This window comes from Mesorhizobium sp. WSM4817 (assembly GCF_055811135.1).
The window spans coordinates 39,284-55,948 of sequence record NZ_JBVVQQ010000012.1 but is presented as its reverse complement, the minus strand read 5'-3'; the positions used below and the strand labels follow the sequence as shown (position 1 = coordinate 55,948).

At 62.3% G+C, this 16,665-nt stretch carries 15 protein-coding genes and 1 tRNA gene; 10 read left to right on the top strand and 6 right to left on the bottom strand.

Annotation, left to right across the window (positions count from 1 at the left end; all coding sequences use genetic code 11):
* Positions 1-222: 222 nt before the first annotated feature.
* Entirely contained in the window at positions 223-2,127 is a 1,905-nt protein-coding gene (locus AC0L2K_RS17665) for an ABC transporter ATP-binding protein/permease (RefSeq protein ID WP_023801847.1), read from the top strand.
* Between the two features lie 114 nt (positions 2,128-2,241).
* Here AC0L2K_RS17665 and gor read toward each other — a convergent pair whose 3' ends face one another.
* From gor to rpiA, 3 genes are all read right to left on the bottom strand, one after another.
* Positions 2,242-3,630 carry a glutathione-disulfide reductase gene (gene gor / locus AC0L2K_RS17660; RefSeq protein ID WP_128169533.1) on the bottom strand — a complete coding sequence of 463 codons (1,389 nt, stop codon included), beginning with the start codon at positions 3,628-3,630 and terminating at the stop codon, positions 2,242-2,244.
* Between the two features lie 144 nt (positions 3,631-3,774).
* Entirely contained in the window at positions 3,775-4,341 is a 567-nt protein-coding gene (locus tag AC0L2K_RS17655) for a DUF2059 domain-containing protein (RefSeq protein WP_023801849.1), read from the bottom strand.
* 16 nt (positions 4,342-4,357) lie between these two features.
* Positions 4,358-5,056, bottom strand: a complete 699-nt coding sequence (gene rpiA / locus AC0L2K_RS17650) for a ribose-5-phosphate isomerase RpiA (RefSeq protein WP_473531943.1) — start codon at positions 5,054-5,056, stop codon at positions 4,358-4,360.
* Between the two features lie 165 nt (positions 5,057-5,221).
* Here rpiA and AC0L2K_RS17645 point away from each other — a divergent pair, with 165 nt between their 5' ends.
* From AC0L2K_RS17645 to AC0L2K_RS17610, 8 genes are all read left to right on the top strand, one after another.
* Positions 5,222-5,905 (top strand): phosphoglycolate phosphatase, encoded by a 684-nt coding sequence (locus AC0L2K_RS17645; protein ID WP_023801851.1) that lies wholly within the window; start codon positions 5,222-5,224, stop codon positions 5,903-5,905.
* A gap of 128 nt (positions 5,906-6,033) precedes the next feature.
* Positions 6,034-6,108 (top strand) — tRNA-Val (locus AC0L2K_RS17640).
* Between the two features lie 447 nt (positions 6,109-6,555).
* On the top strand, positions 6,556-7,818 hold the full coding sequence (locus tag AC0L2K_RS17635; RefSeq protein WP_473531942.1) for an ABC transporter substrate-binding protein: 1,263 nt from the start codon (positions 6,556-6,558) through the stop codon (positions 7,816-7,818).
* Positions 7,819-7,886: 68 nt separating this feature from the next.
* Complete coding sequence (locus AC0L2K_RS17630; protein WP_473531941.1) at positions 7,887-8,954, top strand: carbohydrate ABC transporter permease; 1,068 nt, start codon at positions 7,887-7,889, stop codon at positions 8,952-8,954.
* A 1-nt stretch (position 8,955) separates the two neighbouring features.
* The gene (locus AC0L2K_RS17625) at positions 8,956-9,831 is read left to right on the top strand and encodes a carbohydrate ABC transporter permease (RefSeq protein ID WP_128169529.1); all 876 of its coding nucleotides are present in this window, start codon (positions 8,956-8,958) and stop codon (positions 9,829-9,831) included.
* A gap of 128 nt (positions 9,832-9,959) precedes the next feature.
* Positions 9,960-11,045 carry an ABC transporter ATP-binding protein gene (locus tag AC0L2K_RS17620; protein ID WP_473531940.1) on the top strand — a complete coding sequence of 362 codons (1,086 nt, stop codon included), beginning with the start codon at positions 9,960-9,962 and terminating at the stop codon, positions 11,043-11,045.
* Positions 11,046-11,159: 114 nt separating this feature from the next.
* The gene (locus AC0L2K_RS17615) at positions 11,160-11,417 is read left to right on the top strand and encodes a PepSY domain-containing protein (RefSeq protein WP_473531939.1); all 258 of its coding nucleotides are present in this window, start codon (positions 11,160-11,162) and stop codon (positions 11,415-11,417) included.
* A gap of 235 nt (positions 11,418-11,652) precedes the next feature.
* On the top strand, positions 11,653-12,129 hold the full coding sequence (locus tag AC0L2K_RS17610; RefSeq protein WP_473531938.1) for a hypothetical protein: 477 nt from the start codon (positions 11,653-11,655) through the stop codon (positions 12,127-12,129).
* A 5-nt stretch (positions 12,130-12,134) separates the two neighbouring features.
* Here the strand turns inward: AC0L2K_RS17610 and AC0L2K_RS17605 are convergent, their stop codons facing one another.
* Both AC0L2K_RS17605 and AC0L2K_RS17600 read right to left on the bottom strand, forming a co-directional pair.
* On the bottom strand, positions 12,135-14,027 hold the full coding sequence (locus AC0L2K_RS17605; RefSeq protein WP_473531937.1) for a L,D-transpeptidase family protein: 1,893 nt from the start codon (positions 14,025-14,027) through the stop codon (positions 12,135-12,137).
* A 211-nt stretch (positions 14,028-14,238) separates the two neighbouring features.
* Positions 14,239-14,985: a 3-oxoacyl-ACP reductase family protein gene (locus AC0L2K_RS17600; RefSeq protein ID WP_473531936.1), complete on the bottom strand. Its 747-nt coding sequence runs from the start codon at positions 14,983-14,985 to the stop codon at positions 14,239-14,241.
* A gap of 98 nt (positions 14,986-15,083) precedes the next feature.
* On the opposite strand from AC0L2K_RS17600, the gene AC0L2K_RS17595 reads away from it, so the two are divergent.
* On the top strand, positions 15,084-15,695 hold the full coding sequence (locus AC0L2K_RS17595; RefSeq protein ID WP_473531997.1) for a TetR/AcrR family transcriptional regulator: 612 nt from the start codon (positions 15,084-15,086) through the stop codon (positions 15,693-15,695).
* Between the two features lie 16 nt (positions 15,696-15,711).
* Here AC0L2K_RS17595 and AC0L2K_RS17590 read toward each other — a convergent pair whose 3' ends face one another.
* The gene (locus AC0L2K_RS17590) at positions 15,712-16,623 is read right to left on the bottom strand and encodes an alpha/beta hydrolase (RefSeq protein WP_473531935.1); all 912 of its coding nucleotides are present in this window, start codon (positions 16,621-16,623) and stop codon (positions 15,712-15,714) included.
* Positions 16,624-16,665 lie beyond the last annotated feature (42 nt).

The window sequence follows — 16,665 nt, the reverse complement described above, 5'->3', positions numbered from 1 at the left end:
AGGCGTTGCCGCTGTTGCTTAATGGCAACGGCCAGGGGTTCAATCCTCGACAGCCCGAGAAAAGATAATGGAAAATGATCAATTGGTGTTACTGTCTGTAACAAAACTAAAAGAGGGTTGGGCGGGATTGTGATTCGGGTCGGTAGACCAGGGCGACATTCAATATCGGAAAAATGGCTCCGCGGTGCCGCAAGGTCGCCGCTCCTGACACCGGTTTCCTCGATGCGCAGCTTCTGGGGACTGATGCGGGCCTACTGGTTCTCGGACCGCTGGGTGGAGGCCTGGACGCTGACGCTGGTCATCGCCCTGTTTACCGCGCTCTCCAGCAAGGCTGGCGTCTGGTTCGCCGAAGCATCCGGGGAACTGGTCAACTCGATCGCCTTCTACCACGACGCCGCGAACACCACGCCGCTCGCATCGCTGCTCACCAATGCCGGCGTGCTCATCCTTCTGGTCGTGCTCAAAGACGCGGGCTTTACCGGCATCCGCACTTTTGTTTCCGCGACGCTGCATCGCAAATGGCGCGCTTGGCTGGACAGCCGCTTCAACGCAGCGCTTCTCGACACCAATCACACGCATTTCCATGCTCAGCACGGTTCCTCCGGCGCTGCTGCCCCCGACAACATCGATCAGCGTGTCCAGGAATCGATCAAGGACATGACCGGCGGAGCCATCGGCCTCGCCATCGGGGTGATGGCTGTCGCCACATCGCTTTATTTCGTCGGCCGGAAACTGCTTGAAACCTCGGCAGAGGTGAAAGGGCTGGAGTTCCTCGGCAGCTATGGCAGCGCGGTCCTGGCTTTCCTGGCGGTCGCCATTTACGTGCCGCTGAACACCTGGATCGCGGTGAAGCTCGGCAGGTTGCTGGAACGGATCAACATCCGGATGCAGCAATCCGAAGGCAGTTATCGCGGCGAGCTGACCACGTTCCTGCGCCGCAGTTTCCATGTCGCCGCCTCCCAGGGCGAGAATGTGCAAAAGACGATGCACGAACGGCTTTATGTCGACATCGACCGCACCTGGGCAAGGCTGAACATCGTCAACACCAGCTATCGTTCTTTCGAGCTGGTCTACACTTTCATCGGCGCCCGCATTGTCGCCTACGCGCCGGGCCTGGTGCCCTATATCCACAACCGTTTCGACCTCAAGGGCTACATAACGGGCTCCGAGATGGTCAACTCACTCATCAATCAATGTTCGTGGTTCATCCATGTCATGCCTTCCATTGCGGCGCTGCGCGCCAACAGCCTACGCGTGACCGAACTCGCCAACGCGATCGAAAACGTCCAACACCCGCAGGAATTCTATAGTCTCACCGGCTGTTCCGATTTCCGCTACGACCGTCAGAACCCGGTTTTCGGCCTGACCATCCAGAAACTCGAGCTGACCCATCAGGGCGAGGACGCCACGCCCTTCCTGAGTGCCGCGAATTTGCGCTTCCGGCGTGGCGAGTGGACGTTCCTGAAGGGCGAATCCGGCTGCGGCAAGACATCGCTGATCAAGGCGATCAACGGCCTGTGGCCCTATGGCCGCGGCTCCATCGTCTTTCCGGAAGGGGTCGAAAGTTTCTATGCCGCCCAGGAGGTCAAGCTGCAGCAGGTCTCGCTGAAGCAACTGGTCTGCCTGCCCGGTTCAGAGCGCGATCACACCGACACGCAGGTTGCATCGGCCCTGCATAAAGCCGGCCTTGGCGATTTCATCGAACACATGGGCGATGAGAGCCGCGACGGAATGAGCTGGGACCAGGTGCTTTCGGGCGGCCAGAAACAGAAGCTGGTTGTCGCTCGTATCGTGCTGCAGCAGCCGGGGCTGCTGTTCCTCGATGAAGCGACCGGAGCGCTCGATCCGGAAGGGAAGATCGCTTTCCATCAAGCGATCAAGGACAATTGTCCAGATGCCACGGTGATCTCGATCATGCACGAGGCCGTGCCGCCAAGGTCGCTTTCAGGCGCCGAATTCTACCACAGCATCGTTGCCATCGCGGACGGCGTCGCGACCAAAAAGCCGCTGGCGCCGAGCCTGCCGGTCGAGCTCACCACCATCCTCGCGCACCCCAGGCCAGTCGAGGAAACAAGGCCGGTCGAGGAAAGATGGCTGCGCTTCCCTCGCCGCATCAGGCAGAAATAGCGGCGAACAGAATATCGTTGCACGTCGCATCGGATTGGTGATCTGTGGTCGGGTGGTGCGGCGCCATTGCTTGCGAGCATCGAGTGCTCCGTTGGCGAGGGTGTGGGAAAAACGTCAGGCGCGCTCGCCGTCCCTCACCCGGTAGGTCGGCTTGTACATGGTGACGAGTTCTTCCGCCGCAGTCGGGTGCACGGCCATCGTGCGATCGAAGTCATCCTTGGTCAGCCCGGCCTTCAGCGGAATGCCGAGAAGCTGCGCCATCTCGCCGGCATCAGGCCCGAGGATATGGGCGCCGAGCACCTTTTTCGAGGCGCCGTCGACCACCAGCTTCATCAGCATCTTTTCGTCGCGGCCCGACAGCGTGTTGCGCATCGGCCGGAAGCTGGCGCGGTAGACCTCAACGTCGGAAAAACGCTTTATGGCCTCGTCTTCCGACAGGCCGACCGTGCCGATCTCGGGCTGCGAGAACACCGCTGTGGCGATCGTTTCATGGTCGGGCGAGGTCGGGTTGCCCTTGAAGGCGGTCTCGACGAAACACATCGCCTCATGGATCGCCACAGGCGTCAGTTGCACGCGGTTGGTGACGTCGCCGATCGCCCAGATGTTGTCGATGCTGGTGCGCGAATATTGGTCCACATGGATAGCGCCGGTCCTGGTCATCTCGATGCCGACGCCCTCAATCCCCATGTTTTCGGTATTGGGCAGACGGCCGATGGCGAGCATGACCTGATCGACCGTCAGCACCTTGCCACCGGTGACGACAGCGTCGAGGCGCCCGTCGGGACGCTTCCTGACCCATTCGGACACGGCATGGCAGAGGATTTTTATCCCCTTCTTTTCCATCGTCTCGTGCAGCATGCGCCTGAGATCCATGTCGAAGCGAGAGAGGATCTCCTTGCCGCGATAGACCAGCGTTGTGTCGACGCCGAGGCCGTGAAAGATGTTGGCGAATTCGACGGCAATATAGCCGCCGCCCTCGATCATGATCGCGTCAGGCAATTCCTTGAGATCGAAGGCCTCGTTGGAAAAGATACAATGCTCATGGCCGGGCAGAGCCGGGTGCGGTGCCGGGCGGCCGCCGGTGGCGATGAGAATCTGGTCGGCGGTGACGGTGCGGTCCTCGCCGAGAAGATGCACCGCATGCGGATCGACCAGCATGGCGCGTGACTGAAACGTCTCGCCGCCGGCGCCTTGGACATTTTTCCTGTAGATAGCTTCCAGCCGGCTGATCTCGCGATCCTTGTTGGCAACCAGTGTCTGCCAGTCGAAGCTCGCCTGCGGCACGGTCCAGCCGTAACCGGCGGCGTCGGCAAAGTGCTCGGGAAATTGCGAGGCATAGACATAGAGCTTTTTCGGCACGCAGCCGCGGATGACGCAGGTGCCGCCATAGCGGTATTCCTCGGCGATGCCGACGCGCTTGCCGAGTGCCGCCGCCACGCGCGCCGCCCTCACCCCGCCGGAGCCGCCGCCGATGACGAAAAGATCGTAGTCATAGACGGCCATGGCGCGGCTCCTTGCCCTTCAAAATGTCTGAGACAGGTAGGCTGCAAACCGGCAAAAGAAAAGCCCGGACGCCGCGCATCCTGTCGGACGCGCAACGGAGGCGGGCTTTCCGGTCCAGCAGCGATGACGCCGCCGGAAACAGGCTCAGTTCTTCGGTGCTTCCGGCTGCGTGCCATCAGCAGGAGCCGCGGCATTTGACGGTGCTGTGGCCTTTGCCGCCGCGGCCAGCGTTTCGCCGACCTGCTGGGCGAGGTCGCGAGCGAGGCCGTTCTGCCATATCTCGGCGGCCTTGAGCAGCTCACGCGTCACGGCCTGGCCGCTGTCGAGCAGTTTCTTGCCGGTATCGGAATTGTAGAAAGCGGCGATTTCGGTAAGCTCTTTTTCGGAAAATACCTTGGCATAGGCCAGGGCCGCTTCCTTCTCGAGATCGGCGCGGCGCGAGGCCAGCGCCAGAGCCTTTTCGCTAACCGTTCTGCCGATCAGCTCCTGCATGTCCGGGTTCTTTTGGATAAGCTGCTGCTGAAGCGCGGCGGCGGCCTGCGGCAGGATGTTGTCGAACGGGTCCGTCGCGTCGATCGCCGCGACTGCGGCGCGGGCTGCCTTAAGATGCCCTTCGCTGACGTCCTGCGAGAACGCCGGCGATGAAAACGCAAAGACGGCTGAAGCTGCCAGAATTGCAGAAAAACGGCGAACCCGGTTATGCAACATCATGATCGATAGAACTCCCTTATTTTCGGGCGGCATGGACGGTTTGGACGCCGTCGCCGGCTACGATGGCCGCTGATGCCAGCCCGATGAAAAGACCATGCTCGACCACGCCCGGAATGGCATGGAGAGCATTCGAAAGCGCTCTTGTATCCGGAATGCGGCCAAAAGATGCATCGAGGATAAAATGGCCGCCGTCTGTAACAAAAGGCTGGCTTCCCGTCATCCTCAATGTGACGGGGCCGGAAAGGCCGAGCCTTCCGGCTGCCGCGGCGACGGCGATTTCCGTGGCACGCAGGCCGAACGGGTTGACCTCGATCGGCAGTGGAAAACGGCCGAGCGTCTCGACCATCTTCGAACGGTCGGCGATGACGATCATGCGGGCGGAAGCCGCCGCCACGATCTTTTCGCGAAGCAGCGCACCGCCGCCGCCCTTGATCAATGTCAGCTCCGGATCGATCTCGTCGGCGCCGTCGATGGTAAGGTCGAGCTCGGGCGTTTCTTCCAGCGTCGACAGTGGCACGCCAAGCTCGCCGCAGAGGATAGCGGTGCGCTCCGAGGTCGGCACGCCGATAATGGTAAGTCCGGTGGCGACCTTTTCGGCGAGCAGCCGCACGAACTCGTCGGCCGTCGAGCCGGTGCCGATGCCAAGCCGCATGCCATCGCTGACATGGGCAAGTGCCGCCCGCGCGGCCTCGACCTTCAGTTGCCTCGCATCCATACTTTGCCCCGGATTTCGCTTGTTTCGGCGCTCCTAGCATCTTTGCCCGTCCGGTCAAAGACTTTGCCCTGTGGATTGACGCCCTGTGGATGAGTTGGCACGGCTTGCCTGGATGGGCTGCAGCGGCTATCGCCTGCCGGCAGCGCAATCGTCACAGGACATGCCATGACCCGACCGATCATCGTGTTCGACCTCGACGGGACGCTGGTCGACACAGCGCCGGACCTGCTCGACAGCCTCAACCACAGCCTTGCCGCCAGCGAACTCGCAGCCGTCGACGAGGCCGGCTTCAAGCGCTTCGTCGGCCATGGCGGCCGGGTGATGATCGAGCGCGCGCACGCCGCGCAGCAGAGATCGCTGGTGGTAGAGGAACACGACCGATTGCTAAAGCTGTTCCTCGATCACTACACCGACAACATCCCGGGCAAATCGCTCCCCTACCCCGGCGTCGTCGAGACGATCGCGCGATTCGAGGCGGCTGGCTATCTCCTGGCCGTCTGCACGAACAAATACGAAGCCAACTCGGTGGCGCTGATCGAGGCGCTCGGCCTGGCGAAGCATTTCGCGGCGATTTGCGGTCAGGACACGTTTGCGTTCCGCAAGCCCGACCCGCGCCATCTGACCGAAACCATCGTGCTCGCCGGCGGCGATCCGCACCGCGCGCTGATGGTCGGTGATTCGCAGACCGACATCGATACGGCGAAGGCGGCCGGCATTCCCGTGGTGGCGGTGGATTTCGGCTACACCGACCGCCATGTGCGCGAATTCGAACCGTCGGCGGTGATCTCGCATTTCGATGCGCTGACGCTTGGTCTGGCCGAACGCCTGATTGCCGCTGCCGGGCACTGAGCGCGACGGCGACCGGACCGTTCCCGGCGTGGTTGCATTCGGTCTTCGTCGGAACGCCAGCACATCGCCTTGACTTCCCCGGCCGGCCTCCCTTATATCGCGGCGCGCTTGGCCTTCGGGCAACGAGCGGGCGATTAGCTCAGCGGGAGAGCACACCCTTCACACGGGTGGGGTCGCAGGTTCAATCCCTGCATCGCCCACCAATACCCGCTTCCGGTACAAAGCTACCATCCGCTTCGGAGCCGCCTACGCTTCGAACTTCCGCCTCATCGCCAGGTTTGCCATGACTTGGTCATACGACTCGCCAGGCAGCCGGGGACACATCACAAGGCGCTCGTTACCCTTGGAATCGCTCAAGCTGCACATTGAACGCGGCCGGGAGAAAGTTGACGGACGATAAAATCGTCCTAGGTGAACTGCTATCTCAGTGGCCCGGGAACTGACGAGGGGAAATCGCCGTCGACCTGCTGCTCCGACCAGGTGAAACTGCGCAATTGCAAATGCGTCCGGCTTCCGCGAACATTGCTCGACCCCATCAAGGGCCCGTAGCGGCCGACCCGAAACTGAGCGCTGGCTTCCCGGCCCGCTGTCCTGGCGGCCTCGCCTTGGATCCAGCCAGCGTCCTTAAAGTCAAAAGGGAGGAATATCAGATGAAACTGACAAAACACCTTGCCGGTGTGGTGATCGCGTCGACCTGTCTGTGTGCGCCCGCGCTGGCGCAGACCAAGTTGACCATGTGGTATCACGGCGCCGGCAATGAGGTGGAGTCGCGAATCCTCAACCAGATTATTTCCGACTTCAACACCAGCCAGTCCGACTGGACGGTGACCATCGAGAGCTTCCCCGAGAAGAGCTACAATGATTCCGTCGCGGCGGCGGCCCTGGCGGGCAACCTGCCCGACATTCTGGATGTGGACGGGCCCGTCATGCCCAAATGGGCCTGGGCCGGCTATCTGCAGCCGCTGCCGATCGACAAGAGCGAGTTCGCCGACTTCCTGCCCGGCGCCAAAGGCGTGTGGGATGGCAAGCTCTATTCGGTCGGTCTGTGGGAGGCGGCGGTGGCGCTTTTTGCACGCCAATCGACGCTGGATGAATTGGGCTTGCGCACCCCGACCCTCGACAAGCCTTGGTCGCGCGAGGAATTCATGGCCGCGCTCGACGCTGCCAAGGCCTCCGGCAAGTATGAATTCGCCCTTGATCTCGGCATGAACGACCAGGCCGAGTGGTATTCCTACGCCTTCTCGCCGTTCCTGCAGAGCTTCGGCGGCGACATTGTCGACCGTTCGACCTACAAGACCGCGGAAGGCGCGCTGAACGGCGAGGCTGCGCAGGCGTTCGGCAAGTGGTGGCAAGCGCTGTTTACCGGAGGCTATGCGCCTGGCACCAGCGAGGACCCGGCCGATCAGCAGACCGGTTTCATCGGCGGCAAGTTCGCCTTCCAGTGGAACGGCAACTGGCGCGCGGTGGCAACGATGGAAGCCGTGGATGACGTTGTCTTCCTTCCAGCCCCCGATTTCGGCGCCGGCAACAAGATCGGCGCGGGATCCTGGCAATTCGGCGTGTCGGCCAAGTCAAAACATCCGGAAGGCGCTGCCGAGTTCATCAAGTTCGCCGCGCAGGACAAATACCTGGCCGCCTTCTCCGACGGCATCGGCCTGATCCCGCCGACGCCCTCGGCGGCGCAGATGACGAAGAACTACAAGGATGGCGGCCCGCTCGCGGTGTTCTTCGACCTCTCCAAGGCACAAGCCCTGGTGCGCCCGGTCACCCCGGGCTACGTGGTCCAGGCCAAGGTCTTCACCAAGGCACTGGCCGATATCGCCAATGGCGCCGACGTGGCCGACACGCTTGACGCGGCGGTCGACGAGATCGACGCCGACATCGAAAGCAATGGTGGCTACGGTCACCGCTAGTCTGTCGCGCCGGGGTCCTCGCCAGCCGCGGACTCCACCCTCTGTGGCTTGCTGGGCGGATACCGCAAATGGCGTCGAAGCTAACCCTGTCGAACCGGGCGGGCTGGACATTCGTCCTGCCGGGCTTCGCACTTATCTTCACATTCATCGTGCTGCCGTTTTTCTTCGCGATCGGTCTGTCATTGACAAATCAGCGGCTGCTGTCACCGAACCCGACCCAGTTCGTCGGGTTGGAAAACTATCAGCAGCTCCTGGGCCTTGCTGTGGTGACCCTCAAGCCAGAGCGCGACGATGCTGGCGAAGTGGTCCGAAACGAGGCCGGCGAAATCCAGTATCCCCGCCTGCGTGAGATCACCCGTAGCGACGACTATCCTCAGTATCGCGGCATGCGCGAGTGGTTTCGCTGGCAGTCCGGCGAAAACGTCATGATCGTCATCGCCAGCGACGTTGTGTTCATGAAGGCGCTGGTAAACACCTTCCTGTTCGTCCTGGTCGTGGCGCCGGTACAGGGCAGCCTCGCGCTGATGCTTGCTTTGCTGATCAACCACAAGGTCAGGGGCATCAACCTGTTCCGGACCATCTACTTCATGCCGGTGGTGGTCTCCATCGTCGTGGTCTCGCTCCTCTGGCGGTTCATCTATGACGGCCAGAACGGGCTGTTGAACAGCATCCTCCAGGCCCTCACCTTCGGCCTCTTCCAGCCCGTCGACTGGCTCGGCAATCCCTCGACGGCGCTGCCCGCAGTCATGGCCATGTCGATCTGGCAGGCCGTCGGCTTCCACATGGTCATCTGGCTGGCGGGGTTGCAGACGATCAGCCCCACGCTCTACGAGGCCGCCGCCATCGAGGGGGCTTCGAGATGGCAGACCTTCCGCTATGTCACCTGGCCGGGCCTGCGCAACACCGCCGTGCTTGTCCTTGTCGTGATCACCATGCAGGGCTTCGCGCTTTTCGCCCAGATCGACGTGATGACCAATGGCGGTCCGCTCGACAGCACCCAGACCCTCGTCTTCCAGGCGGTCGAGCGCGGCTACGGCAAGCAGGACATCTCCGGCGGCTCGACCATCTCGGTCATCCTGTTCGCGATCGTGCTGGCGATTTCACTCATCCAGCGCTGGCTGACACGGGAGCGTTAGGATGGCCTTCGATCCCGACAATTACGGCCTCAGGCTGTTCGTCCGCTATCTGGTGCTGTGCCTGATCGCGCTGATCTTCGTCTTTCCGCTCGTGTTCATGATCAACTCGAGCTTCAAGCCGGACAGTCAGCTTCTCGCGGACACTTCCAGCCTGCGTGCATTCCTGCCCGTCGGGGACATCAGCCTCAACAACTATTTCGGTGCGTTCCGGCGGGCGCCTGTCGGCCTGTTCGTCCTAAACTCGGTTCTGGTCACCGGGGTGACCGTCCTTCTCTCGCTGCTGATCTGTTCGCTGGCCGCGTTCTCCTTTGCTTTCCTGCGGTGGAAGGGGCGCGATGTCCTGCTCACGATCGTGATCGCGACGCTGATCATCCCTTTCGAGACCATCGCTATCCCGCTCCTGCTCCTGGTCTCGAAACTGCCCTGGATCGGGCTTGATGGGCTGCATTGGGGCTGGCTCAATACCTACCGGGTGCAGATCATTCCGTGGATCGCCGACGGACTGACGATCTTCCTGTTCGTGCAGTATTTCAAAGGGCTGCCGGGCGAACTGATCGAGGCAAGCCGGGTGGAGGGCGCGAATTGGTGGCAGGTCTACTATCGCGTCGTCATGCCGCTTTCAGGGCCGGTACTGGCGACTGCCGCCATCCTGAAATTCCTCGTCATGTACAACCAATATCTCTGGCCGCTCATCGTCGTGCAGCAGGAAGGCTATCGCCCGGTCATGGTCGGCCTCGGCTACTTCTTTCAACTCAACGTCGCCTGGGGCGAAGTCATGGCTTATCTCACCCTTATCACCGTCCCGGTGCTGGTCTTCTACCTGTTGCTGCAGCGCGCCTTCATCGCGTCGATCGCCTCGACCGGCGTGAAGGGCTGACTGCATGGCTCTCGCGCTCAAACGCCAGTGGATCTGGGACGGCCGGTCAGCCCCATTCCTCAAGGCCGACCAATCGATCGGAGACCCCGAATTGCCGCACATGAATCAGGAAACGGGAGCCATCGCTCATGGCTGAGGTCTCACTCAAGGGCGTCAAGAAATCCTTCGGTCGCGTCGAAATCATCAAAGGCGTCGATATCCACATCAACGACGGCGAGTTCGTCGTCTTTGTTGGACCGTCGGGCTGCGGGAAGTCCACGTTGCTGCGCATGATCGCCGGACTCGAGGACATAACCGAAGGCACCCTCGAGATCGGAGGCCGGGTGGTCAACCAGCTGCAGCCCAAGCAACGCGGTGTTGCGATGGTGTTCCAGAGCTATGCCATCTTTCCGCACATGACCGTGCGCGAGAACATCGCGTTCGGCCTTACGATCGCGGGCGCTTCCAGGCAGGAAAAGCAGCAGAAGGTGGCCGAGGCCGCACGCATCCTGCAAATGGAACATTTGCTCGACCGCCGGCCAAGTCAGCTTTCGGGCGGCCAGCGCCAGCGCGTCGCCATCGGGCGCGCAATCACCCGGAAACCGGCCGTATTCCTGTTTGACGAGCCGCTCTCCAACCTCGACGCCGCACTGCGCATGGACATGCGCATGGAAATCGGTCGGCTGCGCAGGCAACTGGGCACAACGATGATCTATGTAACCCACGACCAGGTCGAGGCGATGACGCTGGCTGACAGGATCGTCGTCCTCAAGGACGGTCAAGTCATGCAGATCGGAGCGCCGATGGAGCTCTATCACGAGCCGGCCAACAGGTTCGTTGCCGGCTTTCTGGGAGCCCCGTCGATGAATTTCCTGGACGTCGACGTCCTCGACCTCGATGGCGAAGCGGCAATGGTTGGCAACCAATCCCTGGAGCCGATCAGGGTAGCGACCAGAGGACGCCCCTTCCGGAAAGACGGCAAGGCCATCCTGGGTGTCCGTCCGCAGTACCTGCGGCCGGTGCAATCTGGAAAAGGCTTGCTGCATGGCATCGTGGCACATGCCGAGCGCTTGGGCAGCGAGACGGTCGTCGACCTGACACTTCGCGATAACAGCGAACTCATTGCGGCCTTCAATGAAGACAAGGTCTTTCAACCGGGCGACGCTCTGGAGCTCACGTTCGACACGGCCCTGGCCCACCTCTTCCCCGACGAAGGTGAGTTGCAGACGCATTAGCACGAGCAACGACAACAAGATGCGTCGGCGCAGATTCGCGGGTGTCCATTCCGGAACCCGGAACAAACCTGCATGGCCGCGAGTTTCTACTTTTGCGAGAAGTGAGGGAAAGCCATGTTCAGACTTGTTTTGGCGACAGGCGTCGCAGTTCTCTTTTTCGGTGAACCGGCCCTTGCCGCAGACGGAAGTCCGTTGCCGCCGCAGAATGCCAGGAAACTGTCGGAGATAATCGCCAAGGTCGAGCAGCGCGACGACTTTCGCTATGTCGACGAGGTCGCCTGGGACAGCGGCGCCTACACCGTTACGTATTACACAACCGACAAGGCGAAGGTCGAAATCACCTACGATCCGGTGACAGCCGAGCCCAAATAGATCGCGGCCATCTTCCCCCAGCCGATACGTGCGGCCGGCTTATCTCAAAGGAACCGGGAATAATTCCGGCAACCAGGTTACAGCGCAGCCTGGGGACGATCCCTCGGAAGCGGGCGGCGGCGTAGCTTCACCATGACTGGGGCGACGGTTCCCGCACGCTTTTCGGCATCCCCTTGCGCCGATGCGCCTTTGATGGCTGACTGCGGCGTGATCATTGAGCCGCACGGGGGTGGGCATGGCGACGGCAAAGCATGTGGCGAAACGCGTTCTGATGATGCTCGCCGGCTATTTCGTTGCGGTGCTGGTCGGACTGATTGCCGTGGCCACGATCTATGGTGCATTGAGTTCGCTGCCTGATGCACCGGCGTATTTCGATCTCATGGGGGTCTCCCCCATCGCGGCGCTGGTCGTGCCGCCCCTCGGCATGTTGATCTATTTCCTGACGATCATGCTGACGGGTCTGCAGACGCTGATCTTCGCGCTGATCGCCGAATTGTTTTCGCTGCGCAGTTTTTGGCTGCATATGGTCTTCGGCGCCGCAGCAGCGGCTGCCGGCTTCGTCCTGATCTGGCCGAGCGCGCCGGAGGACCTGAGCCCCGAGCGCTGGGCCGATATCGGCATCATCGCCGCCGCTGGCCTGGTCGCCGGTCTGGTCTACTGGCTGATTGCCGGGCGCGAGGCCGGCTTCCGGCGCCCGCTCTCCCTACGTTAGAATCCTCAGCTTGCCGGCGAGCGCACCGCTTCCGTGCTGTCGAGTGCCTGCTGCAGCCGCGTGTCGCGGTCATAGACGTCGCTGAAATATTCGACTTTGCCGGACATGTCCGGCCAGGCGGTGAAATAGGCGACATAGACCGGGATCGTGCGCGCCACCTTTTCGGTCGAATGTCCGTGCTTCAGCTTCTCCGCAATGTAGTCGACCGAGGTGCCGAGCACGGCCGCCGCCATGCCGCGCGGATCCTGCAGACGAACGCAGCCATGGCTGAGCGCGCGCGTGTCACGCTGGAAAAACGTCTTTTGCGGCGTGTCGTGCATGTAGATGGCGTGCTTGTTGGGGAACAGGATCTTCAGTTCGCCCAGCGCATTGGCCTCGCTCGGCAGCTGGCGCACGCCATAAGGTATCTTCGCGCCATAGGCGCCCCAATTGACCGAGGAGGAGGGAATGCGTTTGCCGCGCGCGTTGACCACTTCGTAGCCGGCGCGGTCGAGATAGCCGGGATCCCTGCGCAGCCGCGGCAGCATCTCGTTGACGAGGATCGACTGCGGCACGCCCCAATAGGGATGGAAATCGACCTGCTCAAGCTGGTCGTAAAAGAAGGAAGTCTGGTTGGTGGTCTTGCCGATGACGACTCGGGTCTTCAGCTTCTCCTCGCCATTCTCGATGTAGCTCGCGGTAAAGGCCGGCTGGTTGATGAAGACACGCGGGCTGCCGAGATCGGATGGCAGCCAGCGCAACTCTTCCAGCGCGACATGCACCTTTTGAATCTTGTCGGCCGTGGACGTCCCGACCAGCGCCGCGACGGTGCGCGGACCGATGACGCCGTCGCCCTTCATGCCAGCCTTTTTCTGCACCGCCTTGATGACCGGCACCAGTTCCGGGGCATAGACCTCGCTGGTGGCGAGTTGGGCCAATATCTCGCCATAGGCGCCGCCCATCTCGTCGTCGAGATTGCGCGCTATCTTCGTCAGAAGCTTCGGCAGTTCGGGGCTGGTCTCCCCCGGCTTCAGCAACAGCTTGGGATCGACGACGATCTCGTCGTCGACGCTGGCCTGAAGTGATTCCAGTTCGACGCGCAGCGCCTGATATTCGGCGTTCTGCGGATGCCGCGATTCGAGATAGGTGCGCACTTGCTGGGTGCGTGCCAGCGTTTTCAGCACGCCTTCCATGTCGAGCGGCTTGACCGGGAAATCATAGTAGCCGGTGATGCGATTGGGATCGACGCGGCCGCTTTGCGCGTCGTGGACATAGCGCAAGACGCGCGCTGACAGCGCCATCTCGAAGCGGACGAGTTCCTTCAGCCGCGCATCGGCGCTGCCGGTCGATGCGCCGGCGGCAGGCACTTCAACCGTATAGTCGGCCGGCGTGAGGCCATAGCTCGTCGCCTCGCCAAGCACCCTGACCGCATCTTGCGCGCGGCTGTTGGCACTGGCTCCCGTCACCCAGATGAAATCCGGATTGGCCGCGTAATAGGCGACGAGCGCCTTGGCGATGTCTTTCTCGGCGTAGAGCTCGTAGTCGTCCAGTCCGGCAATCGCTTCGCGGAAGGCCGCGCCGGTGGCGGAAGATGGCTGGAATGCGGCGTCCTGTGGCATTGCCGGCTCCGGCGCTGCCGTCAGCGTCGAGAAGTCGACGCGCACAAGCGGATCGCTCTTGTAGGTGTAATAGGACGGGCTGCGGATCCGAGAGGCACCGGGCGCTGCTGCATATGGCTTGTATTTCGGCTTCTGCCTTGATGGCGGCAGGGGGAAATCAGCTCGCGGCGAATGCCTGACACCACCGCCGAAGAGCCTCTCGAAAAACCCTTGCGCGTCTGCCTGCGGCACGCCGAAGGCCAGCATTGCCGCGACCGCCGCAAGCGGCATCACGGTTGCTTTGTTTCCGAGGAATTTCATCGAATCACCCGCTCCGGCTGCAACCGGCTCCCGTTCCGCATCCCTTGACGGTCTCGCCACCGCATCATGGATGTAGGGCGCGACTACACCGATTCATACTGATTTCGTTAAGCTTTCATAAATTTCAGAAGGTCTGTTGCAGAACAGTTTCACAGCGGTAGCAACCGAAACGAATTGGATCCGCTCCGGTTCCGGCAAATAGCGCGCGGGGTCAGGCGTTAGCGCCGCCGTCGATGGTCAGTGCGGCGCCTGTCACGAAGCGCCCTTCAGGACCTGCCAGCCAGGCGACCATGCCGGCGATCTCTTCAGCCTTGCCGAAGCGAGGCGTCGCCATCTTCTCTCGCTGGTGTTCGGCGTGCGGGCCACTTGCCGGGTTCATATCGGTATCGGTCGAGCCAGGATGAACAACGTTGGCGGTAATGCCCCGCGATCCGAGGTCGCGCGCCAATGCCTTGGTCAAGCCGACCAATGCCGCCTTGCTGGCCGAGTAGGCACTGAGGCTGGTGTCGGTGACACGCTCCGCCAAATTGCTGCCGATCGAGATGATCCTGCCGCCCTCGCCCATATGCACGGCTGCCGCCTTCGAGGCCACGAACGGGGCTCTGACATTGACCTCCATTGTTTCGTCGAAGTCGGCAAGCGGCAATTCGTCGATTGGCGCGACGCGCCAGATACCTGCGCTGTTGACGAGGATGTCGAGCCGCCCGAAGGTCTTCACTGCCTCGCAGACCGCCTCCTGGATCGCGGCGGCGTCGCGATTGTCGGCTTTGAGGGCAATGGCGCGACCGCCGGCTGCCGCGATTTCCCCGACGACAGCGCGGGCCTGCTCCTCGCTATTCACGTAAGTGAGCGCGACGCTGGCGCCGTCGGCCGCGAGCCTTCGCGCAATCGCCGCGCCAATGCCACGGCTGCCGCCAGTTACGAGCGCGACCTTGCCGTTCAAGCCTTGTGATGACATTTGTTTCTCCTTTATGTACTGATCGACACATAAATATCTGCCAGCCTTGCTCGGGTGCGTCAACAGTTTTATGTATCAATCAACACAGAAAGGATGCCATGCCTGAACGAGGCCGCCCCCGCACCTTCGATCGGACCGCCGCCTTGCGGCGCGCAATGGAGGTATTTTGGGTCAAGGGCTACGAGGGCGCATCGATGAGCGACCTGACCGCGGCGATGGGAATCAACTCGCCCAGCCTCTACGCCGCATTCGGCTGCAAGGAAGCGCTCTTCCTCGAAGCGGTCGAGTTCTACACGCAGGTCGAGGGCACCGATATCTGGTCCGCACTCGAAAAGGCGCCAACGGCGCGCCAGGCGATCGAGTGTTTCCTGCGCCAGACGGCCAAGGCCTATTCGCAGACTGATCGTCCACAAGGCTGTCTGATCGCGCTCGGCGCACTGCACCAGGACTCAAGCCGTGGCGCCATCTGCGATGACCTGCGCCGCCGCCGCGCCGAAAGCCACGCAGCCTTGCTGAAACGCTTGGAACGTGGTGTGGCGGAAGGCGAATTTCCGGCAGATTTCGACTGCGGCGCGGCGGCGACCTTTTATGCGACCGTCCAGCACGGCATGTCGATCCAGGCGCGCGACGGCGCGTCGCACGCAGCCCTGCTGGCGACTGTCGCCGGTGCGTTGGCAGCGTGGAAGGTGATGGCGGGCAGCAATACGTGACAAACGCCGCCGATGTTTAATGCAGCGATACCGGCTCCCGGTGTTCGGCAACGAAGCCGACCGCACGCTCGACCACGCCCTTGTCGGCGAGGATGCGGCGGTGGCCGAGCCCATCGGCCCAGTACAGCCGCACATGGTCGCCGGCGCCGGCATAGAGCCTTGCATGGTCGGCGGACACTTCGCGGTCGTCCGGCGCATGGATGACCAGCGTTGGCACCGGCGTGCTGGCAAGCTGGCGGTCGCCGGTGAATTCGTGCAGCGGCCGGCCGGCGATGCGTTCGACCCGGTCGGCCATGGCGGCCTGCGAGCGTGGGCCGACACTGAGCATGCGGCTGAAATCGTTGAAGATCTCCGGCAGCGAGCTCGGTGCCGCGATCAGCACCAGCCGCTCGGCCGCCAGCGGCGGAACGTCCTTGACCGAACCGACGACGGCATTGGCGGCGACGGCACCGCCGAAGGAATGGCCGACGACCGCCACGAACGGGCCGAACCATTCGCCAGCGAGTCGGGCGGCCTCTACAGCGCTGACCAATGTGAGCCGGCGGCCCTGCGACTGGCCGTGGCCCGGCAGGTCGAGCGAGACAACCTTGTAGCCGGCGTCTCGATAGGCTTCGATCAGCGTGCGCATATATTCGGTGCGCGAACGCCAGCCATGGATGACGAGCACCGTGCCGGCGGCCCGCCTGCCCGGCTCTGGCCTGAATTCATGCACCATGACGCAGCCGTTTTTGGTCTTCAGCCGATGATGGCGCGCCTCGGCCATGAAGCCGGCGGCGCGGTCGACGGCGCGCCGCTCGCCGTCGCTGAGGATTTTGGCGTTCGGCGTGCGGCAGAACAGTTCGAATGCCGCGCGACCGGTCAGGCGGGGAGCCACATGTTCGGCGGCGGCAAACACGCCCCGGATGACCTTCAATCCAAATGATGCCATAGTGGCGATCCATCCATTCGTTCAAGCATGAACATAATAGTT

Excerpts from the sequence above, each read along its gene's own strand:
- AC0L2K_RS17595 (WP_473531997.1), top strand. The coding sequence starts at position 15,084 with ATGCCTGAACGAGGCCGCCCCCGCACCTTCGATCGGACCGCCGCCTTG.
- AC0L2K_RS17655 (WP_023801849.1), bottom strand. The coding sequence starts at position 4,341 with ATGATGTTGCATAACCGGGTTCGCCGTTTTTCTGCAATTCTGGCAGCT.
- rpiA (WP_473531943.1), bottom strand. The coding sequence starts at position 5,056 with ATGGATGCGAGGCAACTGAAGGTCGAGGCCGCGCGGGCGGCACTTGCC.
- AC0L2K_RS17590 (WP_473531935.1), bottom strand. The coding sequence starts at position 16,623 with ATGGCATCATTTGGATTGAAGGTCATCCGGGGCGTGTTTGCCGCCGCC.
- AC0L2K_RS17625 (WP_128169529.1), top strand. The coding sequence starts at position 8,956 with ATGGCCTTCGATCCCGACAATTACGGCCTCAGGCTGTTCGTCCGCTAT.
- AC0L2K_RS17635 (WP_473531942.1), top strand. The coding sequence starts at position 6,556 with ATGAAACTGACAAAACACCTTGCCGGTGTGGTGATCGCGTCGACCTGT.
- AC0L2K_RS17610 (WP_473531938.1), top strand. The coding sequence starts at position 11,653 with ATGGCGACGGCAAAGCATGTGGCGAAACGCGTTCTGATGATGCTCGCC.
- AC0L2K_RS17615 (WP_473531939.1), top strand. The coding sequence starts at position 11,160 with ATGTTCAGACTTGTTTTGGCGACAGGCGTCGCAGTTCTCTTTTTCGGT.
- AC0L2K_RS17600 (WP_473531936.1), bottom strand. The coding sequence starts at position 14,985 with ATGTCATCACAAGGCTTGAACGGCAAGGTCGCGCTCGTAACTGGCGGC.
- gor (WP_128169533.1), bottom strand. The coding sequence starts at position 3,630 with ATGGCCGTCTATGACTACGATCTTTTCGTCATCGGCGGCGGCTCCGGC.
- AC0L2K_RS17645 (WP_023801851.1), top strand. The coding sequence starts at position 5,222 with ATGACCCGACCGATCATCGTGTTCGACCTCGACGGGACGCTGGTCGAC.
- AC0L2K_RS17605 (WP_473531937.1), bottom strand. The coding sequence starts at position 14,027 with ATGAAATTCCTCGGAAACAAAGCAACCGTGATGCCGCTTGCGGCGGTC.
- AC0L2K_RS17665 (WP_023801847.1), top strand. The coding sequence starts at position 223 with ATGCGCAGCTTCTGGGGACTGATGCGGGCCTACTGGTTCTCGGACCGC.
- AC0L2K_RS17620 (WP_473531940.1), top strand. The coding sequence starts at position 9,960 with ATGGCTGAGGTCTCACTCAAGGGCGTCAAGAAATCCTTCGGTCGCGTC.
- AC0L2K_RS17630 (WP_473531941.1), top strand. The coding sequence starts at position 7,887 with ATGGCGTCGAAGCTAACCCTGTCGAACCGGGCGGGCTGGACATTCGTC.